Origin of the sequence: Novosphingobium kaempferiae (assembly GCF_021227995.1) — a bacterium.
Classification (GTDB): domain Bacteria; phylum Pseudomonadota; class Alphaproteobacteria; order Sphingomonadales; family Sphingomonadaceae; genus Novosphingobium; species Novosphingobium kaempferiae.
Genome location: NZ_CP089301.1, coordinates 2270345 through 2294540, shown reverse-complemented (window position 1 = coordinate 2294540; position 24196 = coordinate 2270345). Strand labels below are relative to the sequence as shown.

Sequence of the window (24196 nt, the reverse complement as noted above, 5' to 3'; positions counted from 1 at the left end):
TGGAACGTGTCCGTTCCGTTGCTGCAACGTCAGGTCTTGTGTCGAAAATGATCCACCGCGACCTGTCGAGAACACTCTATCGCACGGCGCGAACGCGTCCTAGTCTCCCCTTCCAATAACAAGCAGGAGAGGTGATCCATGTTCGTGAAGTTCACCGGGGCAGACCGCACCGCAACCGCCGTCAACGCCTCGCAGGTCACGTTCATTTCGCAGGTTTCCGAAGGCACCCGCATCCGTTTCGGCGAGGGCCGCTCGGTGACGGTGGTCGAGCCGCTCGAAGAGGTGATGGAGCGGCTGAACCATACACTCTCGTTTCCGGAGACCTGAGGCTCCGTAACCTGAGGGTCAGCCGGGTTTCCAGCGCCTGAGGCGCGCGCGGACTTCCGCGACGAGTTCGTCGAAGTCCGCCACGCGCTTCACGCCGTAGCGGTCGGCGGTGATGTCGACGTTGCCCTTGCGCCAGAACCCGTCGGGACAGAGCAGGACGACCTTGCCGCTGCGCCCGTGCAAACCGAGTTCGAGCAGGCTGATCGGGCTCTGGGTGCCGGGGGCGAGGTACATCACGATCACGTCGGCGCTGTCGAGCGCGGCCAGTTCCCATTCGACCTGCCGCCGGAATTCCGGCTCCTCGGCCACCGGCTTCCATGCCGGGCTCCAGTCCGGGCGGCGGGGATTGAGCAGGATCGCGGGCTCGTCGGCCAGAGCGGCGATGAGATCCGCCTGCCAGTCCCGCGCCACGCCCATCTCGATGCTGCCGCCGAGGAACACGCGGGCACGGTCATGCGCGGCGGGCAGGGCATCGGGAGACACCACCACCTGCGCGGCCATGGCGGGCGTGGCCAGTCCCAGCAGCGCGGCCGCAGCCAGCGCGATGCGCGATCCCATCAGAACGAGTCCTTCGCGCTCCTGAGCGCGGCGAAGGTCGCCACGGCGTCGCCGGGGTGGCCCCAGCGGCGCTGCATGTCGGGATCGTCGGCGCGCAGGAACGGGTTGGCGCGCAGTTCGCGTTCCAGCTTGGTCGGCACCGTGGGCAGGCCCTTGTCGCGGCGGCGCGTCACGTCCTCGGCATAGGCCTGGAGGTCGGCATTGTCGGGGTCGGCGTGGAGCGCGAAGCGGGCGTTGGCCGCGGTGTATTCGTGCGCGCAGTAGATCATGGTCTCACCGGGCAGCGCCTTCAGCCGCTTGAGCGAGGCCCAGAACTGCGCCGGTTCGCCCTCGAACATGCGGCCGCAGCCGAGCGCGAACAGCGCGTCGCCGACGAAGGCGGTGCATGATCCGGGCAGGTGGTAGGCGATGTGGCCGTTGGTGTGGCCGCCGACGTCGATCACGAAGGCCTGCCGGTGGCCGATGGTGACGATGTCGCCCTGTCCGACGGTGCGGTCGATGCCCTCGATCTTGTCGGCGTCGCCCTTCGGAGCGGTGACGCGGCAGTTCGTGACGGCCTTGATAGCCGCGTTGCCGCCCGCGTGGTCGCGGTGCCAGTGGGTGTTCCAGATCTGCGTGATCTGCCAGCCCTTGCGGCCCGCCTGCCGCAGGTACTCGTCCGCGTCGGGGGTGTCGATGCAGACGGTTTCCTGGCTCTCCGGGTCGTGGAGCAGGTAGCCGTAGTTGTCGGACAGGCAGGGGAACTGGTGGATTTCAAGCATGTGGCCTCTCCTTGCGGGAGGTGATGTAGGCCTTCACGCGCACGGGGGGAAGGGCGGGGTGCAGCGACATACCTCGTCATTGCGAGCATAGCGAAGCGATCCGGCGGCGCGGGCCTGCCGTGGATTGCTTCGCTACGCTCGCAATGACGAAAGTTGGCGTTTCCCCCTCAGTGGTTATGTCGCGGCGTCTTCTCGGCGATGCGGCGATACTTCACCGCCATCTCCATCACCGCGCCCTCGGCCATCTGGCCGGTCTTCTCGCGGAAGAGTTCCTCCCATGGGGTATGGCTCTGCGGCACCGGGGGCGGCGTCTCGGTCTTGCGGCGGGCGATTTCGGCCTCGTCGACCAGCGCGTTGCAGGCGCCCGCGTTGATGTCGATGCGGATCGTGTCGCCGGTGCGCAGCCACGACAGCCCGCCGCCCGCCGCGCTTTCGGGTGAGCAGTTGAGGATCGAGGGGCTGTCCGACGTGCCCGACTGGCGCCCGTCGCCGAGCGTCGGCAGCCACTGCACGCCGCTGCGGATCAGCGCGTCGGGCGGCTGCATGTTGACGACTTCGGCCGAGCCCGGCCAGCCCATCGGCCCGGCCCCGCGCATGACGAGGATGCAGTCGGCGTCGATGTTCAGCGAAGGGTCGTTGATGCGGTGGTGGTAGTCCTCGCCGCCCTCGAACACGATCGCGCGACCCTCGAACACGCCCTCGGAGCCGGGGCGCGAGAGATAGCGGTTCTGGAACTCGGCGCTGATGACCGAGGTCTTCATGATGCCGAAGTCGAACAGGTTGCCCGAGAGGACGAGGAAGCCCGCCTTCTCGCGCAGCGGTTCGGCGAAGGGGCGGATGACCTCGCGGTCGCGCGCCTCGCGGCCTTCGAGGTTGTCGGCCAGCGTCTCGCCGGTGACGGTCAGGCAGTCCTGCGCCAGCACGCCCGCCTGTTGCAGCTCCCACATGACCGCAGGCACGCCGCCGGCGCGGTGGAAGCGTTCGCCAAGGAAGCGCCCGGCGGGCTGCATGTCGACGATCAGCGGCAGATCGTAGCCGTGCTCGGTCCAGTCCGACGCGTGAAGCTCGACACCCGCGTGGCGCGCCATCGCCATGACGTGCGGCTGCGCGTTGCTCGACCCGCCGATGGCGCTGACGACGCGGATGGCGTTGAGGAAGCTGTCGCGCGTGAGGATCTTCGAGGGGCGCAGGTCTTCGTAGGCCATCTCGACGATGCGGCGGCCGGTTTCATAGGCGTACTGTCCGCGCTCGCGGTAAGGCGCCGGGATGGCCGCGCAGCCGGGGAGCGAGAGGCCGAGCGCCTCGGCCACCGCGTTCATGGTGGAGGCGGTGCCCATGGTGTTGCAGTGCCCGGCGGACGGCGCGCTGTCGCAGGCGCGCTGGAGGAACTCCTCCTCGTCGATCTCGCCCGCCGCCAGCTTGCGGCGGCTGCGCCAGATCACCGTGCCCGATCCGACGAGGTCGCCCTCGTGCCAGCCGTCGAGCATCGGCCCGCCGGACAGGACGATGGCGGGAATATCGACGGTGGAAGCGGCCATGACCTGCGAGGGCGTGGTCTTGTCGCAACCGGTGGTCAGCACGACCGCGTCGATGGGGTAGCCGTAGAGGATCTCGACCAGCCCCATGTAGGCAAGGTTGCGGTCGAGCGCGGCAGTCGGGCGGCGGCAGTTCTCGAAGATCGGATGGACCGGAAACTCCATCGCGATCCCCCCCGCATCGCGGATCCCGTCCCGCACCCGCTTGGCGAGGTCGAGGTGGATGCGGTTGCAGGGGGAGAGGTCGCTGCCCGACTGGGCGATGCCGATGATCGGACGCCCCGATCGCAATTCCGCCGGGGTCACGCCGTAGTTCATGAAGCGCTCGAGGTAGAGCGCCACCATGTCCGACCTGGCCGGGTCCGAGAACCAGTCCTGCGAGCGGAAGCGGCGTGTCGACGGGGCGTCGGTCATCTTCAGTACCTTCTAGGTGTCGTTCAGTACGTCGTCAGGACACCGTCGATGCGGCGCGGCGCATTCCACGGATTTGCGTCGCGCAGGCCCTCGGGAAGCAGGGCCGACGGCATGTTCTGGTAGCAGACCGGGCGCAGGAAACGCTCGATCGCCATGGCGCCGACCGAGGTTGTACGCCCATCCGAAGTCGAGGGGAACGGCCCGCCGTGGACCATCGCATGGCACACTTCGACGCCGGTCGGCCAGCCGTTGACGAGGATGCGGCCGACCTTGCGCTCCAGCACCGGCAGCAGCTTCGCTGCCTCCGCTTCGTCCTCGGCGTCGAGGATCAGGGTGGCGGTCAGCTGGCCTTCCAGCGCGGCGATGACGTGGGTCGCCTCGGCCATGTCGGTGACGGTGATGACGAGCGAGGAGGAGCCGAAAACCTCGGCCCCGAGCGCCGGATCGGCAAGGAAATCCGCCGCGCTCGTCTTGAACAGCGCGCCCTGCGCCTGGTGCGGACCGGTGGGCTCGACGCCGCGCGCCAGCGTGGTGACGGCGGCGTGGCCCGCCAGCGCGTCGACGCCCTCGACATAGGCCGAATGGATGCCCGGCGTCAGCATGTCCTGCGCCGCGCTGCCGCCCATCGCGGCGGCGGCGGAGGCGAGGAAGGTGTCGAGATCAGGCCCGTCGATGGCGATGACGAGGCCCGGATTGGTGCAGAACTGGCCCGCGCCCATCGTGAGCGAACCGACGAAGGCTGCGCCCAGCGCCTCCGCGCGCGCCGCGAGGGCGGCGGGGAACAGGACGACGGGGTTGATCGAGCTCATCTCGGCATAGACCGGGATCGGCTCCGCGCGGCTGGCGGCGGTGCGCATCAGCGCCATGCCGCCCGGGCGCGATCCGGTGAAGCCGACCGCCTTGACGCGATGGTCGGCGACGAGCGCCGTGCCTGCCTCACGCGTGGCGGGGAGGTAGGAGAACACGCCTTCGGGCAGGTGGCACAGCGCTACCGCGCGCTGGATGGCGCGCGCGACCAGTTCGCCGGTGCCGGGGTGGGCGGAATGGCCCTTGACGATCACCGGGCAGCCCGCCGCGAAGGCCGAGGCGGTGTCTCCGCCCGCGACCGAGAAGGCGAGCGGGAAGTTGCTCGCGCCGAACACCACGACCGGGCCGAGCGCGACCTTGCGCACGCGCAGGTCCGGGCGCGGAGCGGGCGCGCGGTCGGGCAGGGCGCTGTCGAGCGTCAGGCCGGCCCAGCTACCCTCGCGCAGAACCTGCGCGAACAGGCGAAGCTGGCCGGTGGTGCGGCCGCGCTCGTTCTCGAGGCGGCCACGGGGCAGGCCGGTTTCGGCCATGCCGCGCTCGATCAGGGCGTCGCCGATACCCATGATTTCCTCGGCGATGGTTTCGAGGAAGACAGCGCGGGTTTCCGGCTCGGCTTCGGCGAAGGGGATGGAGGCGGCGTCGGCCAGCGCGCAGGCACGCTCCACTTCGTCGAGCCCGGCGGTGGTGAAGCGCGGCTCCAGCGCCTCTCCGGTGGCGGGGTTGATCGCTGCGTAACCCGCCTGCGTCTGCGCTTCTTCGCGGCCGATGAGGATGGCGCCGGTAATCATGTCGGTGTCCTTCTGGTCGTGGAAATGGTGATCGCCGTCAAAGCGCAAAAGGCAGCGCGGCGTACAATGCGCGCGCAGGATCGGATTTCGCCGAGATCGCAATGATCGCCCAAGAATCCGCTCCCGTTATCGTTGATAGCGCTATCAATTATCATACGTCGCACGTCAAGGGCCCGTCGCTCAATCTCGGGCAAACCGGGCGAAGATGGCGACCACGGCGAAGCAGATCAGCGGCAGGATCAGTGCGAACTGGAGGTCCAGAACCTCGCTCAGCAGCCCCATCGCGGGCGGGAACAGCGCGCCGCCGATGATGGCCATGATGATGAGCGAGGAGCCGAGCGCGGTGCCCTCGCCAAGATCGCGGATGCCGAGCGCGAAGATGGTCGGGAACATGATCGACATGAAGAAGCTGGTCAGCGCCAGCGTCGCCACGGCCGCGCTTCCCGGCAGCACCATGGATAGGGCGACGAGGACGACGTTGGCGATCCCGAACAGGCCCAGCAGGCGCGTCGGACGGATGCGGTGCATCAGCGCCGCGCCGACGAAACGCCCGGTCATGAACAGCAGCAGGCTGCCCGAGAGCAGGTAGGCGGCGGTCTTCTCGGGCGTTTCGGGCATGAGGTGCTTCACGAAATCGACGAAGTAGCTCCACACGCAGACTTGCGCGCCGACATAGAAGAACTGCGCGATCACCGCGCCCGCAAGCTGGCGGTTGCGCAGGATCGCGCCCAGCGAGCCGGTGCTGTCGTCCTGTCCGCGCGGGATGGTCGGCAGGCGCACCCTGGCGATGGCGATGGCGAGAACGACGACGAACAGCGCCAGCGCAAGATAGGGCTCCTGCACCATGGCCGCTTCGGACGCGCGGTAGGTCTGGAGCTGCGCCTCGGACATCACCGCGATGTCCTGCGCGCTGTGTTCGATGCCGGAGAAGATGAACAGACCGCCGATGGTGGGCGCCACAACCGCGCCGAGCCCGTTGAACGCCTGCGCCAGCGTCAGGCGCTGCGAGGCGCGCGACGGGTCGCCGAAACGGGCGATGAAGGGGTTGGCGGCAGTCTCCAGAAACGCTGCGCCCGATGCCAGCACGAACAGGGCGAACAGGAACGCCCAGTAGCGGTGGATTTCCGCCGCCGGATAGAACAGCACTGCCCCCGCCGCGTAGAGTGCCAGGCCCAGCAGCAGCCCGGCGCGATAACCGAAGCGGCGCAGCAGCAGTCCCGCCGGAATCGCCCAGAGGAAATAGGCGAGGTAGAACACGAACTGGATGAACCCGGCCTCCGCGCGGGACAGCGCCAGCGCCTTCTGGAATTGCCGGATCAGGATGTCGTTGAGGTTGTTCGCCAGCGCCCAGGTGAAGAACATGGCGGTGACGAGGACGAACCCGGCGCGAAAGCCCGGTGTGACGAATCGCCCGACGGTGTTACCGGTGTCATCCGTCCCGGTCGCAAGCTCTGTCGCCGCGGCAGGCGGCATGCTGATACCCATTCGCTTCCTCTCCCGTCCCGTGCGCATCCTGTCGTGGTGCGCTGCTCAAGACAACCGCGCCGAGATTTCGTCTTGCGCCGTTTCAGATATGACGCTAACTTTCACATATAGAAAGTGCTGTCAAATACGACAGTGATGCGGGAGCGCAGGGTGATGGAAGGCCGAATCGACGCGCACCAGCATTTCTGGCGCTACGACCCGCCGCAGTATGAATGGATCGAGCCGGGCTCGGTTCTGGCGCGGAACTACCTCCCGGATGATCTGCGCGGAGAGTTGGACGACGCCGGGATTGCGCGCAGCGTTGCGGTTCAGGCTCGCCAGTCCGAGGAGGAGACGCGCTGGCTGCTCGACCTTGCCAGGCGCGATGCCTCGATCGCGGGTGTCGTCGGCTGGACCGATCTGCGGGCGCCGGATGTCGAGGCGCGCATTGCGGCATGGGCGGGCGAGGCGCGGCTGGTCGGGTTCCGGCATGTGGTGCAGGACGAGCCCAATCCGGAATTTCTGCTCGATGCGGCGTTCCAGCGCGGCGTGCGTGCGGTGCTTGCGGCAGGGCTGGCCTACGACCTGCTCATCCGCGCGCCGCAGCTTGAGCATGTGCCTGCTTTTCTGGATGCCATCGGGCCGGGCTCCATCGTCATCGATCACGGTGCCAAGCCCGCCATTGCCGAGGCGGAGTGGGAGCCCTGGGCCGGTCGCATCGCCGCGATAGCCCGCGACTATCCGATCGATTGCAAGCTCTCCGGCCTTGTTACCGAGGCGGACCCGGCGGCGTGGCGAGAGGACGAGGTCATGCGCTACATGGCGCACCTCCTCGACTGCTTCGGGCCGGAGCGCCTGATCTACGGTTCGGACTGGCCGGTGTGCCTGCTCGCGGCGCCTTACGCGCGCGTCCATGCACTGGCCGAGACACTGCTTGCCCCGCTCGCTCCGGCCGAGCGCGAGGCCATCATGGGAGGCAACGCAAGGCGCGCTTACGCGCGGATTGCCGCGCCGGTAGAGGGAGAGAAAATCCAGTGAGCCTTGAAGACTTCGCCGTTTCCCGCCGCGAGCTTGTCGCGGGCGGGTCCACCATCGCGGCGCTCTCGCTGCTCGGCGCGCCCGGTGTCGAGGCGGCGACCGCGCAGGGCGTGCAGGGCGCTCCCGGCGACGACATGCTGTGGTATCGCCAGCCCGCGAAGGAATGGACCGAGGCGCTGCCGGTCGGCAACGGCCGCATCGGCGCGATGGTCTTCGGCGGCGTGGCCGAGGAACGGCTCCAGCTCAACGAGGATACGCTTTGGGGCGGCGGCCCCTACGATCCGGTCAATCCGCAGGCGAAGGCCGCACTGCCGGAAGTGCGCAAGCTGATCTTCGAGGGCCGCTACGACGAGGCGCAGGCGCTCGCCAAGGAAAAGGTCATGGCGAGGCCGCTGCGGCAGATGCCGTATCAGGGGCTGGGCGATCTCAAGCTGACGTTCCCCGGTCTCGGCGAGCCCGAAGCAGGCAGCTATCGCCGCGAACTCGACATCGACGCGGCGCGCCACACCACGCGCTTCCGCGCGGGCGGGGTGGACTATGAACGCACTGTCGTGGCGTCCCCGGCGGATCAGGTGATCGCCGTCCATCTCAAGGCGGGCAAGCGCGGCGCGGTCGCGGTCGATCTCGGGATGACCTCGCCGCAGAAGGCTTGGACGGTGAAGGCGCTCCCGGGCGACGAACTGCTGCTGGCCGGTACCAACAACGAAGGGTTCGGCATTGCGGGCGCTCTGAAGTTCCAGGGGCGCGTCAAGGTCATCGTCGGTGGCGGTAAGGTAGCGCTAGGTGCCGCTCAGGTATCGGTCAGTGGCGCGGATGAGGTGACGATCCTCATCGCCATGGCCACCAGCTACCGCAATTACGAGGACGTCAGCGGCGATCCCGAGGCGATCACGAAGGGCCAGATCGCGGCGGCTTCGCGCAAGCCCTTCCGCACTATTGCGGAGAAAACCGCGACCGATCACCGCGCGATCTACCGCCGGGTCTCCATCGATCTCGGCCGTACCGCCGAGGCGGACAAGCCGACTGACGAACGCATCCGCGGCTCGGAAAGCGCCACTGACCCGGCGCTGGCCTCGCTCTATTTCCGCTACGGGCGCTACCTGCTCATCACGTCGTCGCGGCCCGGTACGCAGCCAGCCAACCTTCAGGGTATCTGGAACGACAGCGTAAGCCCGCCGTGGGGCTCGAAATACACGGTCAATATCAATACCGAAATGAACTACTGGCCCGCCGAGCCGACCGCGATGCCGGAAATGGTCGAGCCGCTGATCGCCATGATCCGCGACATCGCCAAGACCGGCGCCCGCACAGCTAAGTCGATGTACGGCGCGCGCGGCTGGGTCTGCCATCACAACACCGACCTGTGGCGCGCGACGGCGCCGATCGACGGCGCGCAGTTCGGGCTCTGGCCGATGGGCGGCGCGTGGCTGAGCCTGCACTTGTGGGACCGCTACGATTATGGCCGCGATGCGAAGTATCTCGCCAGCGTCTACCCGATCCTCAAGGGCGCCTGCGAGTTCTTCCTCGATACGCTGGTCAAGGATCCCAAGACCGGCTGGATGGTGACGAACCCCTCGCTCTCGCCCGAGAACAACCATGGGCATGGCGATACCTCGCTGTGCGCGGGGCCGACGATGGACATGCAGATCCTGCGCGCGCTCTTCACCGCGACCGCCGCGGCTGCGGGGGTGCTCAAGACCGACGCCGCCTTCGTCACCGAGATCGAGGCGATGAAGGGCAAGCTGATCCCCAACCGCATCGGCGCGCAGGGTCAGCTCATGGAGTGGAAGGACGACTGGGACGCGGATGCCAAGGACATCCACCACCGCCACGTCTCGCATCTCTTCGGCCTGTTCCCCGATGCGCAGATCAACCCGGACGACACGCCCGAACTCGCGGCAGCGGTGAAGAAGTCGCTCGAAATCCGCGGCGACAAGGCGACCGGCTGGGCGACCGCATGGCGCATCAACCTCTGGGCGCGACTGCGTGACGGCGACCATGCGCACAGGATCCTGCGCTTCCTGCTGGGGCCGGAGCGGACGTATCCAAACATGTTCGACGCGCATCCGCCGTTCCAGATCGACGGCAACTTCGGCGGCACTTCGGGCGTGACCGAGATGCTCATGCAGAGCATCGGTACGAAGATTCATCTGCTGCCCGCCTTGCCCTCGGCCTGGCCCGATGGCTCGATCCGTGGCCTGCGTGCGCGAGGAGCCTGCATGGTCGATCTGTCGTGGAAGGGCGGCGCGCTGGCGCAGGCGCGGGTGGTCTCGGCCATCGGCGGCACGCACGAAATCCGCTGCGGCGACATCCGCCGCACCATCACGTTCCAGCCGGGCAAGGCGGTCGTACTGACCGGTCCCGATCTGCGCACGGCATAAAGGAGTATCCATGAGACTTGCCGGAAAAAGGGCGGTGGTGACAGCCGCCGCCGCCGGAATCGGCCGTGCCATCGCCGAGCGCTTCGTTGCTGAGGGCGCGAGCGTGCATGCGGTCGATCGCGATGCGGAAGGCCTCGCCACGCTCGAAGGTGTTGTGTCCCACGTTGCCGAGCTTACCGACCCGACCGCTGTCACAGCGCTGGCCGCCGCAACGGGCGAGTGCGATGTGCTGGTGAACTGTGCCGGCATCGTGTTCCCCGGCACGCTGCTGGATTGCACCGAGGAACAGTGGTCCGCCTCGCTGGACCTCAACGCGACCGCCATGTTCCGGCTTATCAAGGCCTACCTTCCGGCGATGGTGGAGCGGCGCGGAGGCTCCATCGTGAACGTATCCTCGGTCGCGTCGTCGATCATCGGCGTGCGCAACCGTTTCGCCTATGGTGCGAGCAAGGCGGCGGTGATCGGCCTGACCAAGTCGGTCGCCGCGGACTTCGTGCAGGATGGTGTGCGTTGCAACGCTATCTGCCCCGGCACCGTGGAGAGCCCTTCGCTGCGTGCGCGCATGCAGGCGCAGGCGGACGTGACCGGTGAGAGCTTCGAGGCCACGCGGGCTGCGTTCTCGGGCCGCCAGCCGGTCGGTCGGCTCGGCCAACCGGACGAGATCGCGGCGCTCGCGCTCTATCTTGCATCGGACGAAAGCGCCTTCATGACGGGGACCACAGCCGTGATCGACGGGGGATGGACGGTCGAATGACACGCATAACGGCACTGCGAACGGCAGATATCCGCTTCCCCACCAGCCAGGCGCTGGACGGCTCGGATGCGATGAACCCCGACCCCGATTACTCGGCGGCCTACGTCATCCTCGATACGGATGACGGGCTGGAGGGGCATGGCCTCACTTTCACCATCGGGCGCGGGAACGAGATCTGCGTCGCCGCGATCGAGGCGTTGAGGCCGCTCGTAGTAGGTCTCGAGCTCGATTGGGTGCGCGAGAATCCGGGCCGTTTCTGGCGGCACGTCACCGGCGACAGCCAGTTGCGCTGGATCGGCCCGGACAAGGGTGCGATGCACCTCGCGACCGGGGCTGTCGTCAACGCGGTGTGGGACTGGTGGGCCAAGGTCGAGGGCAAGCCGGTGTGGCAACTCGTCGGCGAGATGAGCCCCGAGGAGATCGTGCGCTGCATCGATTTCCGCTACATTACCGACTGCATCACGCCGGAGGAGGCGCTGGACCTGCTGACTGCCCGTGCGGACGGCAAGGCCGGGCGCGTCGAGCGGCTGAAAGCTGCGGGCTACCCCTGCTACACGACGTCTGCGGGGTGGCTCGGCTATTCCGACGAAAAGCTGCGTCGCCTTGCCACCGAGGCGGTCGAGGCGGGGTTCCGCCACGTCAAGCTCAAGGTAGGGCGCGATCTGGAGGACGATATCCGCCGCCTGCGTATTGCGCGCGAAGCGGTCGGGCCGGACTGCAAGCTGATGATCGACGCCAACCAGATCTGGGAGACCGGGCAGGCGATCGAATGGGTCAAGGCACTGGCCTTCGCCGAGCCGTGGTTCATCGAGGAGCCGACCAGCCCCGACGACGTCGAGGCGCATCGCACCATCCGCGAGGCAGTCCACCCGATCCGCGTGGCGACCGGCGAGATGTGCCAGAACCGTGTCCTCTTCAAGCAGTTCATCATGCGCGGCGCCATCGACGTGGTACAGATCGACAGTTGCCGCATCGGCGGCGTGAATGAGATTCTCGCGGTGCTGCTGATGGCCGCCAAGCACGGCCTCCCGGTCTGTCCGCACGCGGGCGGCGTAGGCCTGTGCGAGTACGTGCAGCACTTGTCGATGATCGACTACCTGTGCTTCTCGGGCACGATGGAGGACCGCGTGATCGAATACGTCGATCATCTGCACGAGCACTTCATCGACCCCTGCGTGATCCGTGACGCGGCCTACATGCCGCCGACGCGCCCCGGCTTCTCGATCGAGATGAAGCCGCAATCCATAGCTGACTATCGGGTGGACTGATGGACCTGGAACTTCAAGGCAAGGTCGTCGTCGTGACCGGCGGCGGTGCGGGGATCGGCGGCGCCATTTCGCTCGGGTTGGCGCGAGAGGGGGCCATTCCGGCAATCCTTGGGCGCAGTCCCTTGAAAGCCGATTTCGAGGCTGAAATCCGGACCCTCCAGCCAGCGACGATCTTCGTGAAGGTGGATGTCACCGATGACACCGCCTGCGGAGCCGCGGTGGCGTCGATCGTGGCAGACGCTGGCGGCATCCATGGCCTCGTCAACAATGCGGGCACCAACGATGGCGTCGATCTGGAGGCGGGGACGGAGGCCTTCATGGCCTCGGTCCAGTCCAATCTTGCGCACTACTACGGCATGGCGCACCACTGCCTGCCGCATTTGCGCGCCAGCAGCGGCGCTATCGTCAACATCTCGTCCAAGACTGCGGTGACAGGTCAGGGCAACACCAGCGGTTATGTGGCCTCGAAGGCAGCGCAACTGGGACTGACGCGCGAGTGGGCTGCAGCGCTGCTCAATGACGGCGTGCGCGTCAACGCGGTGCTCCCGGCGGAAGTGATGACGCCGCTGTATGCCCGATGGATCGAGAGTTTCGATGATCCGCAGGCAAGGCTGGAGGAAATCACGCGGCGGATTCCGCTTGGCCGCCGGATGACCACGGATCGCGAGATCGCCGATACCGTGTTGTTCCTGCTCTCGGTGCGGTCGAGCCACACCACCGGGCAATGGGTGTTCCCCGATGGCGGCTATACGCATCTCGATCGGATGCTCGCCTGACGTCAGCATAACGGTTGGATGGTTTCACATGCGAAAATAAGAAGCCTGTCTCGGAAATCCGAGGCAGGCTTTTTGCTGGATATCTTCGAATTCTTGGACCATCGCTATCGAACGAAATTCCATATGCAAAAATAAATTGCACATATGGCATATAGGTCGATATATCGACGAAGACAGCCGGACGGGCGAACGCCTTCGATTCGGTGCGATGTGCGAGGGGTGAAGGCGTGCCGGAAATGGCGAGGATCAGTTGCGTCGAGCCGGGCAGGCTTGTGCTCGATGCCTGCGCGATGCCGGTCCCCGCGCCGGGTGAGGCGTTGGTGCGTATCCGCCGCGTGGGCATCTGCGGCACCGATTATCACATCGTTCGCGGCACGCAGCCCTATCTCTCCTACCCGCGCGTGCCGGGGCATGAACTGGCGGGGGAAATCGTCACCGCGGGTAGCGACGGCGTCTGGAAGGCCGGCGATCGCGTCTGCATCATGCCCTACCATTCCTGCGGCACATGCGTGGCCTGCCGGAAGGGCAGGTCCAACTGCTGCACCCGCATCAGCGTGCTCGGCGTCCACAAGGACGGCGGGCTGACCGAATACCTCGCGGTGGACGAGCGCTACCTGATCGCCGCCGATGGCCTCTCGCTCGACGAGATCGCCATGGTCGAATTTCTCTCGATCGGTCGCCATGCAGTCGGCCGTGCCGATCTGCAGGCGGACGAACGTGTCCTCGTCGTCGGCGCCGGGCCGATCGGCATGGCGGTCGCCTTCTTTGCAGCGCGCGCTGGAGCCGAAGTCACCGTGCTGGATGGCAACGCGGCCCGTGTAGCGCTCTGCGTGGACCGCCTCGGTGCGCGGCATGGGGTGGCGCTGGGGGCAGATACCGCGGGTGAACTGTCGGTCCTGACCGACGGCGAGTTCTACGACTGCGTGTTCGACGCCACCGGCAATGCCAAGGCCATCGAGGCCGGGTTCGCCTACGTGGCTCACGGCGGGCGCTATGTGCTGGTTTCGATCGTCACCGCCGACATCGCGTTCAGCGACCCCGAATTCCACAAGCGCGAAATGACCCTGCTCGGCAGCCGCAACGCCACGCATGAGGACTTCGCGCAAGTCATCGAGGTGCTCCGTGCGGGCGAGTTCCCGCTCGATGCGGTCGTCAGCCACACGCTGCCTTTCGCCGATGTGCCCGAAACAATCGGGCGGCTGATGGAGCCGGGCGCGGGCGTCATCAAGGCGCTGGTGGTTCTGTGAAGGAGAATATCACGTGAAGTTGCTCAGGTTCGGCGAAGCGGGCCACGAACGCCCCGGTATCCTCGATCCCGAGGGCCGCGTGCGTGACCTGTCCGGTATCGTTGACGACATCGCCGGGGACGTACTGACGAGCGAAGGTCTCGCCAGACTGCGCGAGCTCGATCTGTCGGAACTGCCGGTTGTCGAGGAGGGCGTCCGTCTTGGTGCCTGCGTGGGTCGGATCGGCAAGTTCGTGTGCATCGGCCTCAACTACATCGATCATGCGCGCGAGAGTGGCATGGAGCCGCCGGCCGAGCCCGTCGTCTTCAACAAGTGGACCAGCGCCATCGTCGGCCCGAACGACGACATCGTACAGCCGCGCGGTTCGGACCGGCTCGACTGGGAAGTCGAACTCGGCGTCGTGATCGGCAAGGCAGGCGCCTACATCGATGAGGCGGACGCGCTCGATCATGTGGCGGGGTACTGCGTCGTCCACGACGTCAGCGAGCGCAGCTTCCAGTTCGATCGCGGCGGCACCTGGGACAAAGGCAAGGGCTGCGACACCTTCGGGCCCACCGGCCCCTGGCTGGTGACCGCGGACGAGGTCCCCGATATCGGCAGCGCCCGCATCTGGCTGGAAGTGGACGGCGAGCGCCATCAGGACGGCACCACCGCCGACATGATCTTCACGGTGCCGCAGATCATCGCGCACGTGTCGCAGTTCATGAGCCTGCATCCGGGCGACGTGATTTCGACCGGCACACCCGCCGGGGTCGGCCTCGGCCTCAAGCCGCCACGCTACCTCCGGCCGGGCAACGAAGTCCGCCTCGGTATCGAAGGGCTCGGCGAACAGCGTCAGCGCGTGGTGGCGCCGAAGTAAGAATTCAACGTGATGTGATTGGAGAAGGCCGGCCACCGCGAAGACCGGGGGCGGCAACTGGAGAGGAAGAGCACATGAGGTATCTGCACCGGACCGTATCGTTGACCGCACTCCTTGTCGCGGGAACGGGGCTTCCCGCTTTCGCACAGGATGCCGCGCAACCGGAGCGCATTTCCGCGCCTGCGAATGATAGCGCTACCGAACAAGAGATCATCGTTACCGGCATCCGCCGCAGCCTTGAGGACGCGGCCAACATCAAGCGCGCCGCGCCCAATCTGGTCGAGGCGATCTCGGCCGAGGACATCGGCAAGTTTCCGGACCGCAACCTCGCGGAATCTCTGCAGCGCGTGACCGGCGTGCAGATCACCCGCAACAAGGGTGAGGGCAGCGGTGTCAGTGTGCGCGGCCTTTCGGAGAACTTCACGCGCACGCTCTATAACGGCCGTGTCCTGACCTCGCCCAGCGGTACGCGCGGGTTCTCGTTCACCTCGATGCCGACCGACTTCGTCAGCACGGTCGAGGTCAGCAAGACGCCGACCGCCGACATGATCGACGGCGGACTTTCGGCGACGGTAAACGTCAAGATCAACCGCCCGGCCGATGTGGGCAAGAACATCGTCACGGTCGTCGCGGAGGGCCTTTACGAGACCAACCCGAAGAAGGTGACGCCGCACGTTTCGGCCTTCATCAACCGCGTGTTCGGCGACGGCAGCTTCGGCGTGAACCTTGGCGTGAACTACGAGAAGCGCAAGGTCATCCAGGCGGGCTTCACCGGCTACGGCATCGAGCAGCGCCGCGAGAATGCGTCGGGCGGGCAGGATTACAATCAGGACGGCGTGAAGTCCGCGACTGCCTACGGGTTCGACCATGCGACCACGTTCGTGTCGGACGAGGGCGACTTCGAGCGCAAGGCGGTTGTCGGTGGGCTCCAGTGGAAGCCTGCGGACAACGTGAACCTTTACGCTGACGGTCTCGCCACCTGGTTCACCGACGGGTTCAACCGCTTCGAGCACCAGTTGCGCTGGACCAACATCGGCGGCCCGACCGGTGCGGTGCGCGGCAGCACCGTCGGCCAGAACAACCTTCTCACGTTCCTCGATGCGGATGGCGTGGATCACCAATCCAACAACCTCGACTGGGTGACGAAGGATCGCACGCTCAACTTCGCGCTGGGCGGCGATGCGACGTTCGACAAGCTGACTGTCTCGGGCGAGGTCAACTGGGGCCGTTCGGTGCGCAACGTATCGGACCGCAACTCCTTCGCGCCGATCTCCCGCGCTTCCGCGTCCTACGACATCGGCGATGATCTCGGTGCGGTTCCGGACATCAACTACACGCGCGGATACGACCCGCTGGATCCGAGCACGTTCTATTTCCGCAGCTTCTCCGCCATTCGCGGGCAGAAGACGACTGAGACCAACAAGAGCGGTCGCCTCGACCTCAAGTACGATTTCGACGATAGCTTCATCCGCTCGGTCAAGGGCGGCGGCTACTACGGCGAGGACGAGATCGCGTTCGGCGCTCGCCCACGGTATTTCGTGAGCCCGCAGGTGCTGTCCGAGATCTACGGCACGCCGTATCTGGCCGGGGTCGAGGGCGGCGCGATTTCGGCGGCCAATCTGCTGAAGGTGGTCGACTACTCCCGCTTCATCGGTGAGGGGCTCGGCGTCTTCCTCGTGCCCGATTACTCGAAGCTGTTCGAGAACGTCAGCCTCGAGGACGTGCTGGCCAGGGGCACGCTGACGATCGACAGGACCAACCAGTTCACGGTGAGCGAGAAGGTGCTGGCTGGATATGCGCGCGTCGATTTCGCGACGGCGGACGACCGCCTCGCAGGCAACATCGGCCTGCGCTACGTGCGGACGCGGGTGGGTTCGGACGGCTTCGGCGCGGACATCGCCAATGCCGAACTCCAGAACGACAGCATAACGCTGATCGTGCCCGACAGCGGGCCGATCTCCTTCAAGAACCGCTATTCGAACTGGCTGCCCAGCTTCAACATGCGCTTCAATGCGACCGAGAACCTGATCGTGCGTATGGGCCTTGCCCGGGCGATGACGCGGCCGGACCTCAACCGCCTGTCACCGTCGGTCGCCATCAACGCCAACGTGCGCACGATCACCACGCAGAATCCGTTCCTCAAGCCCTACCTTGCGGATCAGGCGGATCTCTCGCTGGAATACTACTTCGGTCGGACCGGGCTCCTTTCGGCGGCCGTGTTCTACAAGGACGTGAAGAACTTCATCGTCGACACCACCTCCGTAGAGACACGGACCATCAGGTCGACGCTGACGGGCACCGTGACCATGGACTTCCGCACCTTCCGCCCGGACAATGGAGCGGGCGGCAAGATCAAGGGGCTGGAACTCAACGCGCAGGTGCCGCTCGACATGCTGCCCTCCCCGTTCGACGGCTTCGGCGTGACCTCCAACCTGACATTGCTCGACGTCAGCAATGTCGAGACCGTGGCGGGTGGACCGAAGGTGCCGATCCCCGGCGTCTCGAAGCGTTCGTACAACCTTGGCGCATACTACGAGAAGGCGGGCTTCGGCATCCGTGCGAACTATTCGTATCGCAGCGCGGCGATCAACAACGTCTCGGGCACTTTCGGCGACGGCGATCGCCAGAAGCCTTACGGCCAGCTCGACATCTCGGCCAACTACGACGTGACGCAGTTCCTGTCGCTGACCTTCAACGCCAGCAACGTGACGGGTGCGACCCTCAAGCGCGAGACGCTGCAGGGCGTGCTGCTCAGCGAATACGACTTCGGCCGCCGCTTCACCGCAGGCGCGCGCGTCAAGTTCTGACCGGCTACTCCCCCTGTCGGCCGCAGCATATCCCCGCTGCGGCCGATCCTTTTACGCTGCACCATGTTGCGCAGGCATCGGCGCTCGATTATCCGGGTTGGAATGGCCAGCACAGAAGAAGACGGTGACGAGGGCACCTCGGGCGGCAAGCGATCCTACTCCGCGCCCGCGCTGGAGAAGGGCATCCAGATACTGGAGCTGTTCGCCGCCGAACCGCGCGGGCTGACGATCAGCGAGATCGCGCAGAAGCTCTCGCGCTCGATCAGCGAGGTGTTCCGCATCATCATCGTGATGGAACGCCTTGGCTGGCTGGCGAAGGATCCCGTCAATGACCGCTACAGTGTGACTTACCGTGTGCTCGACGTGGCGTTCCGCGCCACGCCTGCGCAGACCCTGAGCAATGTCGCGGCGCCGATCATGTATGAGCTATCGAGCGCGACCAACCAGTCCTGTCACCTCGTCGTGGAGACAGGTGGGCGCGCCACAGTGATCCACCGGCAGGAGAACATGGGCGCGGTGGGCTTCAGCATCCGCCTCGGCACCGTAGTCGATCTGGTGACGAGTTGTTCGGGCCATGTCCTGCTCGCCTTCGCGGCGGATGACCGGCGTGCGCGGGTGCTTTCTGCTCTCGCAGTGGGCGACGAGGCGCGGGCACGGCTGGAGCGGCGGCTCGATGCGGTGCGGTTGCAGGGCTACGAGATGCAGCCCAGCGCGCGCACGGCTGGCGTCACCGACATCAGCTTCCCGGTGTTCGGCTTCGATGGCCATGTATGCGCGGCGCTGACGATCCCGTTCCTCGTCACCATCGACGGTTCGCAACGGACCAGCCTTGAGGAAACCCGCGAAATGCTTGGCCGTGCGGCGCAGGACATCTCGCACGGCCTCGGCTGGTCGGTCGCCGGATAGCCCTTACGGGATCAGCAGCGGGCGCATCTCGGGAACCGCCTGGGACAGTTCGTCGGTGACGATCGAGGCGAATACGTTAGCGCCTTCGGTGCCGAGGTGCGTGTAGTCGAACGAGAGCTTGGGGATCGCCATCGGCTGTACCTGAACTTCGGTGCCGGCCGGCGTGGCCGGGGCAGGAACGGCGGCCGCAGTGCCCTTGGGCACTTGGGCGAAGCGATTGGCGTAATCGCTGCCCAGCGCCTCGACCAGTCGCACGCTGTCACGGTTGAGGTCGAGCAGCGGCACCTTCATTTCCGCCGCCACGGCGCGCGTCGCCTCGGCCCAGGGCGCAAGGTCATTGTCCAGCTTGCCGTCCTTGAAGATTCGACGGGTCAGCGGCGTGACGAGCACCGGAATCGCCCCGGCTGCACGGGCCTCCCGAACGTAGCTGCGCAGGTTCTCGGGATAGCCGGTCTTGAGATCGGTGGAGCGGCCGGGCTTGCCCGGCTGGTCGTTATGACCGAACTGGATCAGCACCCAGGTCTTCTGGTAGCCCTTGGCCCGCATTTCCGACAGTGCCACGTCCCAGGAGCCTTCCCAGCGATAGTTCCCGGAACTGCGCCCGCCCCGGGCAAGGTTCAGGCAGGCCGCAAATGAAGTGACGTGATAGGCGCAAAAGCTCGGTCCCCAGCCTCCCACCACCGCAGTCGTCGAATCGCCGACGAGAATGATCTTCGACGGCTTGATCGGCACCACCGCCGGTGATCCCGGGGGAGGCGCCATCTGGGCATGAGCGGGAACGGCAAGCAGCATTGCTGCAGTAGCGAATATAGCGGATTTCATGGACTTTCCCTCCCGAACCGGCCGTCCTACCTGAATGACTGGCAGCCTTTTTCGCGGTCGCAAGATAGCGCTAACTTTTCGCTTGTCCAGTTTTGTCGATTGGGGTACGTCAGACATAGTCCAGACAAATACTGGCTTGAGGAGGGGTAGGGTATGAACAAAGGCAATCGGCCCGGCTGACGCGTGGGCGAAGTACTCCGGAAGACATCTGCGATGGGGATCTCCGGAAATTCAATAAACTCTGTCAATCGTCGGATTTTCGGGGCGCGCTTTTGTGCGAGTGATAAGCGCGTTTTCCGAACTTATACGTCGAATTGACACCGGTATCATAAATTCATTCGTCGAGGCTAAGGCTTCGCCGGGGACCAATTGCGCGCGGATACGTGGCGCATCGAGGACGGCTGCGCGTCGCGGGGTGGCGTTGGCCAACAGGGAGAGAACAACGATGTCGAAGACCTTTACCGCACCGAACATGCGCCTTGCGCTGAACGGCGCAGCTTCATTGATCGCGGTCGCCACGGCGGCTTTCGCGGTGCCAGCGCTGGCGCAGGATGCCGGAGAGGCCGTGCCGCCCGCCGGTGAGCCCAGCGCTCAGGAGATCATCGTCACCGGTTTCAGGGCCAGCCTCGAGAACGCGATCAACACCAAGCGCAACGCCACCGTCATCGTCGATGCCATCAATGCCGAAGACATTGCCGACTTCCCTGACGCCAACCTTGCGGAATCGCTTCAGCGCATGACCGGCGTCTCGATCGACCGTGACAATGGCGAGGGGCGCACGATCACCGTGCGCGGTCTTGGCGGTGACTTCAACATCACCCGCCTCAACGGACTGATGGCGCTTTCCACCTCGGGCTCAAACGATTCCGGCACCAGCCCGAACCGCAGCCGCTCGTTCGACTACAACACCTTCGCGTCGGAGCTGTTCAACTCGCTCAAGGTCCAGAAGACCGCCTCGGCGGCGACGGACGAAGGCGCGCTCGGCGCCAACATCGACCTCCAGACCGCGCGTCCGTTCGACTTCAAGGAAGACCGCTTCGCGATCTCAACCGAGGGCAGTTACCAGAAGAACTCGAAGGCCTGGAGCCCGCGCATCGCGGGCCTCGTCTCCAAGAAGTTCATGGACGGCGACATGGGCTTCCTCGTCTCGTTCGCCTACAACAAGACGCGCAATGAACTGGATTCCTACCAGCGCTCCGCCGGTTCTTCGGACTACCTCTACCGCGGTTCCGACTTCGCGGGGAACGAGAACCCGCAGCGCGGCGGCTTCTCCGCGCCGGTGGGGACGAACCTCGGCAGCGGCGTCACCAATCCCTCGGCGATCGACGTGCTGACCGGGTCCGATCCGGTCGCTTACGCCAAGCTCTATCCCGGCGCACCCTACAACACGCCAGGCCGCTTCGACGATTCCACGGTGCGTATCCCCGCGCTTCCCTCGATCCAGCAGCAGGACGTGAAGAACCAGCGTCTCGGCATCACTGCCGCCTATCAGTGGCAGATCTCGAACCGCACGCGGCTCAACGTGGACGGGCTGTACTCGCGGTTCAAGAACAGCAGCACCAAGTATCAGGTCGGCACCGTCGGCCTCAACCGTAACAACACCAATGCGGCCTACAACACGGCGGGCAACAACCTGACGCCCACCGCAGCGCGCAACCTCTATCCGGGCCTCTGCACGTCGCGCGCCTCGTCCGACATCACCTATGGGCAGGATTGCGGCGAGAGCACTTACGGCACGACGCCTGCATTCGGCACCGCGCTTGACGCCAATGGCAACACCGTGGCGTCGCAACTCGGCACCAACATCTTCAGCGTCAATCCGTACAATCTCGACCCGTATGACTACTACAACAACCCGAACTCGGTCGGGTACATCCCGTCGAACAACCGCCTCGCCTATCGCGGCGAACTGATCGGTCGTCCCGGCGTCGACGTGCTGGACGCCAATGTCGAGAACGGCACCGCCAACTACCTCAAGTTGCGCAATGTGGACTGGCGCTCCGCCGCTGACCGGCAGGACTACACCACCGAGTTCTACCAGTGGTCCGCCAACATCGACCACGAGTTCACCGACACGCTGCGCGCCAACTTCACATACGGCCAGTCGAAGTCGACGAACGATTCACAGGGCCTGCTGGTCGAATTCAACCGCATGAATGCGCCCGAGACGTTCACGTATGACGAACGCGACGGTGGCTCAATGCCGGTGTTCGATGCGGGCTTCGACTTGTCCGACCCCAACAACTGGACTACGGTCAAAGGCTTCTCCGCGATCCGCAACTACAAGCGCACCGTCGAAAACTCCCAGAAGTCGGCGAAGGCAGACTTCCGCTGGGATCTCGATCCGCAGTTCGCGATCTCGTTCGGCGGCACCTGGCGCAAGTTCGGCTTCTACACCACGCAGTACGAGCGCCCGGTAGATACCCTCAACCCGACGCTGCTGGAGGCTGGGACCAACGCCGCCGCAGTCGGCAAGGTCGTGAACTTCGGGCAGGGCCTCGACGTGCCGGAGGGCACCGCGAACCAGTTCTATGTGCCCGACATCGAGAAGTTCAACGACCTGTTCGACTTCACCTGCAACTGCATCAACAAGTGGGGCGACTGGCGCATCTGGAACACGCGCAACAACACCGCGACGTTCGGGGTGAACGAGAAGGAATACGCGTTCTACCTCCAGGGCGACTGGGATGTGACGCTGTTCGACCGCCCGTTCCGGGGCAATGTCGGCACGCGCGTGGCGGTGACGGACCTGATCTCGACCGGACGCACGACGGCAGGCCGCAGCATCTCGGGCACCAACAAGTACACCGACTGGCTGCCTTCGGTTAACCTGATCTACGAGCCGATCGACGACGTGGTGATCCGACTTGCGGCGGCCAAGGTGATGGCGCGCCCGCTGCTGGGCAACCTGTCCCCCACCGTCAGCAGCATCTCGATCCCGAACACCGGCGACACCACCGGCGGCACGCTGACGGTCGGCAACCCGAGGCTGAAGCCGTTCTATTCGACCAACCTCGACTTCAGCGCCGAATGGTACTTCGCCAAGGGCGGCCTGCTGTCGGTGGCGCTGTTCAATAAGAAGATCAAGTCGTTCCCGCAGACGATCCTGTTCTCAGGCCCGTTGTCGCAGTTCCTTGACGCGCAGGCGCTGGCGGAGCTGCGCCAGCAGTTCACCAACGCCAATCAGCTCGCCTATATCGACAACGACTACGAAGTCACGGCGCGCCAGTTCCGCGATGCGCCGGGCGGCTACATCCGTGGCTTCGAGATCAGCTTCCAGCAGAACTTCGACTTCCTGCCCGGCTTCCTCAGCCATTTCGGCGGGATCATCAACTACACCCACATCGACAGCAAGCTGACCTACATCCTCGACCCCGGAACCGCGACCAAGCCGCAGACGCTGGGCAAGGCGCCCTTCCTCGGCGTTTCGCCGGATGCCCTCAACGCCACGCTTTTTTACGAGACCGAGCGGTTCCGTGCCCGCGTATCGATGGCGAAGCGCAAGGGGTACAGCACCACCTATCCGCTCTCGGCGGGTGACTGCGCGCCGGGCCTGACCAACTCGCCGGCCGATCCGTCGGTGGCGGGAACGATCTGCAACAGCCCGCTCATCAACGACTTCGCGTTCAGCAAGGGCACGACCAACATCGACGCATCGATCAGCTACAAACTGACCGACTTCGCGACGGTAACACTGGAAGGCCTGAACCTGACCAACCAGACCGCGAACAACTACGCTTACCAGGATTCCCCGGTCGTCACGAACTACAGCAGCTCCGGCCCAGTCTACCGCGTCGGCCTGCGCGCGCAGTTCTGAGTTAGCAGTCTCCTCCCTGCGTGCCGCCGCACCCCTCGCGGCGGCACGCCCTTCTGCGGGAGACGAAAATGATCAGCCGAGCGACACGAGATGCGGCGTCGAAAGATCGGGAGAAGACAGTAGAGCGTCGAACTGCCGGGCTACTTCGGAGATGGCGCTTACCAGGACGTTCTGGGTATTCGGATCCACGTCAACAACGATGACGAAGGGATGAGATGGCGCGGCGCGGACCTGGCCCGTAGCAGGGGCGGCGACTTCGGCGTCATCCGTGATGAGCAGGTAACCGCGCCCGGAGACCGTCTTTATGCGCCAGCGTTCCGGCCCCAATGCGCGCCGCAGCAGGCTGAGTTGCACTTTGAGATTGCTTTCGATGATGGTCACGGTGGGCCAAACACGGCGCAGCAGTTCCTCCTTCGAGACGATCTGACCGGCGGCTTCGATCAGCACCATCAGGAGATCGAATGCCCGGCCGCCCAGATCTACCCGACCGCCATCGATGGCGACGGTACGCGCGCGTGGATGGACTTCGAGCGCGCCGAGACGGATGGATCCGCTGTTCGATCGGGCATTACCCGTCAGGGTGTTCGCTGGCAGGCCGGCATCGATAGCGGCATCGTTTGCGGCAGTCCTCTGATCTGGAACCGCGGATTGAGCCGGGCTTCGGATGTTACGGAAAGTCAGGCCGGTCGAGAGTTCCAGGGCGGCGCCTGCCGGCTGAGCCTGCACAACCTTCATATCGTTCAAGCTGCCCATGCGTTCTTCCCCATGCGCGTTGCACAAAGGGGAAGACGCGGCCGCTCCGGAAATCTACATGTGTTTCGGAAAATTAATTAGGTGCTGGACTTAATCATGCGGTGCAGCGGGGCA

The 24196-nt window shown here is 65.5% G+C and carries 18 protein-coding genes; 11 read left to right on the top strand and 7 right to left on the bottom strand.

Annotated elements, in window-relative coordinates; genetic code table 11:
• Nucleotides 1-138: 138 nt before the first annotated feature.
• On the top strand, nt 139-327 hold the full coding sequence (locus LO787_RS10400; RefSeq protein ID WP_232495760.1) for a hypothetical protein: 189 nt from the start codon (nt 139-141) through the stop codon (nt 325-327).
• Between the two features lie 18 nt (nt 328-345).
• On the opposite strand, the gene LO787_RS10395 is transcribed toward LO787_RS10400, so the two are convergent.
• The 5 genes from LO787_RS10395 to fucP all read right to left on the bottom strand — a co-directional run bounded on the left by LO787_RS10395 (nt 346) and on the right by fucP (nt 6675).
• Nucleotides 346-885 (bottom strand): nucleoside 2-deoxyribosyltransferase domain-containing protein, encoded by a 540-nt coding sequence (locus LO787_RS10395; protein WP_232495759.1) that lies wholly within the window; start codon nt 883-885, stop codon nt 346-348.
• Nucleotides 885-1646, bottom strand: a complete 762-nt coding sequence (gloB, locus tag LO787_RS10390) for a hydroxyacylglutathione hydrolase (protein WP_232495758.1) — start codon at nt 1644-1646, stop codon at nt 885-887. The genes LO787_RS10395 and gloB overlap by 1 nt, the downstream gene beginning before the upstream one ends.
• Before the next feature lie 167 nt (nt 1647-1813).
• Nucleotides 1814-3595: an IlvD/Edd family dehydratase gene (locus LO787_RS10385; RefSeq protein WP_232495757.1), complete on the bottom strand. Its 1782-nt coding sequence runs from the start codon at nt 3593-3595 to the stop codon at nt 1814-1816.
• Between the two features lie 23 nt (nt 3596-3618).
• On the bottom strand, nt 3619-5190 hold the full coding sequence (locus LO787_RS10380) for an aldehyde dehydrogenase (NADP(+)) (RefSeq protein WP_232495756.1): 1572 nt from the start codon (nt 5188-5190) through the stop codon (nt 3619-3621).
• Between the two features lie 180 nt (nt 5191-5370).
• Nucleotides 5371-6675, bottom strand: coding sequence for an L-fucose:H+ symporter permease (gene fucP / locus LO787_RS10375; protein WP_232495755.1), 1305 nt, complete (start codon nt 6673-6675; stop codon nt 5371-5373).
• 153 nt (nt 6676-6828) lie between these two features.
• Between fucP and LO787_RS10370 the strand changes: the two genes are divergently transcribed.
• From LO787_RS10370 to LO787_RS10330, 9 genes are all read left to right on the top strand, one after another.
• Nucleotides 6829-7692 (top strand): amidohydrolase family protein, encoded by an 864-nt coding sequence (locus LO787_RS10370; RefSeq protein ID WP_232496292.1) that lies wholly within the window; start codon nt 6829-6831, stop codon nt 7690-7692.
• A complete protein-coding gene (locus tag LO787_RS10365) occupies nt 7689-10073 on the top strand; it encodes a glycoside hydrolase family 95 protein (protein ID WP_232495754.1) in 2385 nt (794 codons plus the stop codon). Before LO787_RS10370 ends, LO787_RS10365 begins: the two co-directional genes overlap by 4 nt.
• A gap of 10 nt (nt 10074-10083) precedes the next feature.
• Complete coding sequence (locus LO787_RS10360) at nt 10084-10827, top strand: SDR family oxidoreductase (RefSeq protein WP_232495753.1); 744 nt, start codon at nt 10084-10086, stop codon at nt 10825-10827.
• On the top strand, nt 10824-12095 hold the full coding sequence (locus LO787_RS10355; protein ID WP_232495752.1) for an L-fuconate dehydratase: 1272 nt from the start codon (nt 10824-10826) through the stop codon (nt 12093-12095). Before LO787_RS10360 ends, LO787_RS10355 begins: the two co-directional genes overlap by 4 nt.
• Nucleotides 12095-12871: an L-fucose dehydrogenase gene (locus tag LO787_RS10350; RefSeq protein WP_232495751.1), complete on the top strand. Its 777-nt coding sequence runs from the start codon at nt 12095-12097 to the stop codon at nt 12869-12871. Before LO787_RS10355 ends, LO787_RS10350 begins: the two co-directional genes overlap by 1 nt.
• A gap of 236 nt (nt 12872-13107) precedes the next feature.
• Nucleotides 13108-14118 carry a zinc-binding alcohol dehydrogenase family protein gene (locus tag LO787_RS10345; RefSeq protein ID WP_232495750.1) on the top strand — a complete coding sequence of 337 codons (1011 nt, stop codon included), beginning with the start codon at nt 13108-13110 and terminating at the stop codon, nt 14116-14118.
• Nucleotides 14119-14131: 13 nt separating this feature from the next.
• Nucleotides 14132-14977: a fumarylacetoacetate hydrolase family protein gene (locus LO787_RS10340; protein WP_232495749.1), complete on the top strand. Its 846-nt coding sequence runs from the start codon at nt 14132-14134 to the stop codon at nt 14975-14977.
• Between the two features lie 101 nt (nt 14978-15078).
• Nucleotides 15079-17784: a TonB-dependent receptor gene (locus LO787_RS10335; RefSeq protein ID WP_232495748.1), complete on the top strand. Its 2706-nt coding sequence runs from the start codon at nt 15079-15081 to the stop codon at nt 17782-17784.
• Between the two features lie 102 nt (nt 17785-17886).
• Nucleotides 17887-18690: an IclR family transcriptional regulator gene (locus LO787_RS10330; RefSeq protein WP_232495747.1), complete on the top strand. Its 804-nt coding sequence runs from the start codon at nt 17887-17889 to the stop codon at nt 18688-18690.
• A 3-nt stretch (nt 18691-18693) separates the two neighbouring features.
• Here the strand turns inward: LO787_RS10330 and LO787_RS10325 are convergent, their stop codons facing one another.
• Entirely contained in the window at nt 18694-19452 is a 759-nt protein-coding gene (locus LO787_RS10325; RefSeq protein ID WP_232495746.1) for a rhamnogalacturonan acetylesterase, read from the bottom strand.
• A gap of 505 nt (nt 19453-19957) precedes the next feature.
• Between LO787_RS10325 and LO787_RS10320 the strand changes: the two genes are divergently transcribed.
• Nucleotides 19958-23329 (top strand): TonB-dependent receptor, encoded by a 3372-nt coding sequence (locus LO787_RS10320; protein ID WP_232495745.1) that lies wholly within the window; start codon nt 19958-19960, stop codon nt 23327-23329.
• 72 nt (nt 23330-23401) lie between these two features.
• Here the strand turns inward: LO787_RS10320 and LO787_RS10315 are convergent, their stop codons facing one another.
• The gene (locus LO787_RS10315) at nt 23402-24082 is read right to left on the bottom strand and encodes a winged helix-turn-helix domain-containing protein (RefSeq protein ID WP_232495744.1); all 681 of its coding nucleotides are present in this window, start codon (nt 24080-24082) and stop codon (nt 23402-23404) included.
• Nucleotides 24083-24196 lie beyond the last annotated feature (114 nt).

What these genes read in the sequence shown, in the direction of transcription:
- LO787_RS10400 (WP_232495760.1), top strand. Translation starts at nt 139, where the DNA reads ATGTTCGTGAAGTTCACCGGGGCAGACCGCACCGCAACCGCCGTCAAC.
- LO787_RS10395 (WP_232495759.1), bottom strand. Translation starts at nt 885, where the DNA reads ATGGGATCGCGCATCGCGCTGGCTGCGGCCGCGCTGCTGGGACTGGCC.
- gloB (WP_232495758.1), bottom strand. Translation starts at nt 1,646, where the DNA reads ATGCTTGAAATCCACCAGTTCCCCTGCCTGTCCGACAACTACGGCTAC.
- LO787_RS10385 (WP_232495757.1), bottom strand. Translation starts at nt 3,595, where the DNA reads ATGACCGACGCCCCGTCGACACGCCGCTTCCGCTCGCAGGACTGGTTC.
- LO787_RS10380 (WP_232495756.1), bottom strand. Translation starts at nt 5,190, where the DNA reads ATGATTACCGGCGCCATCCTCATCGGCCGCGAAGAAGCGCAGACGCAG.
- fucP (WP_232495755.1), bottom strand. Translation starts at nt 6,675, where the DNA reads ATGGGTATCAGCATGCCGCCTGCCGCGGCGACAGAGCTTGCGACCGGG.
- LO787_RS10370 (WP_232496292.1), top strand. Translation starts at nt 6,829, where the DNA reads ATGGAAGGCCGAATCGACGCGCACCAGCATTTCTGGCGCTACGACCCG.
- LO787_RS10360 (WP_232495753.1), top strand. Translation starts at nt 10,084, where the DNA reads ATGAGACTTGCCGGAAAAAGGGCGGTGGTGACAGCCGCCGCCGCCGGA.
- LO787_RS10355 (WP_232495752.1), top strand. Translation starts at nt 10,824, where the DNA reads ATGACACGCATAACGGCACTGCGAACGGCAGATATCCGCTTCCCCACC.
- LO787_RS10350 (WP_232495751.1), top strand. Translation starts at nt 12,095, where the DNA reads ATGGACCTGGAACTTCAAGGCAAGGTCGTCGTCGTGACCGGCGGCGGT.
- LO787_RS10345 (WP_232495750.1), top strand. Translation starts at nt 13,108, where the DNA reads ATGGCGAGGATCAGTTGCGTCGAGCCGGGCAGGCTTGTGCTCGATGCC.
- LO787_RS10330 (WP_232495747.1), top strand. Translation starts at nt 17,887, where the DNA reads ATGGCCAGCACAGAAGAAGACGGTGACGAGGGCACCTCGGGCGGCAAG.
- LO787_RS10325 (WP_232495746.1), bottom strand. Translation starts at nt 19,452, where the DNA reads ATGGCGCCTCCCCCGGGATCACCGGCGGTGGTGCCGATCAAGCCGTCG.
- LO787_RS10320 (WP_232495745.1), top strand. Translation starts at nt 19,958, where the DNA reads ATGTCGAAGACCTTTACCGCACCGAACATGCGCCTTGCGCTGAACGGC.
- LO787_RS10315 (WP_232495744.1), bottom strand. Translation starts at nt 24,082, where the DNA reads ATGGGCAGCTTGAACGATATGAAGGTTGTGCAGGCTCAGCCGGCAGGC.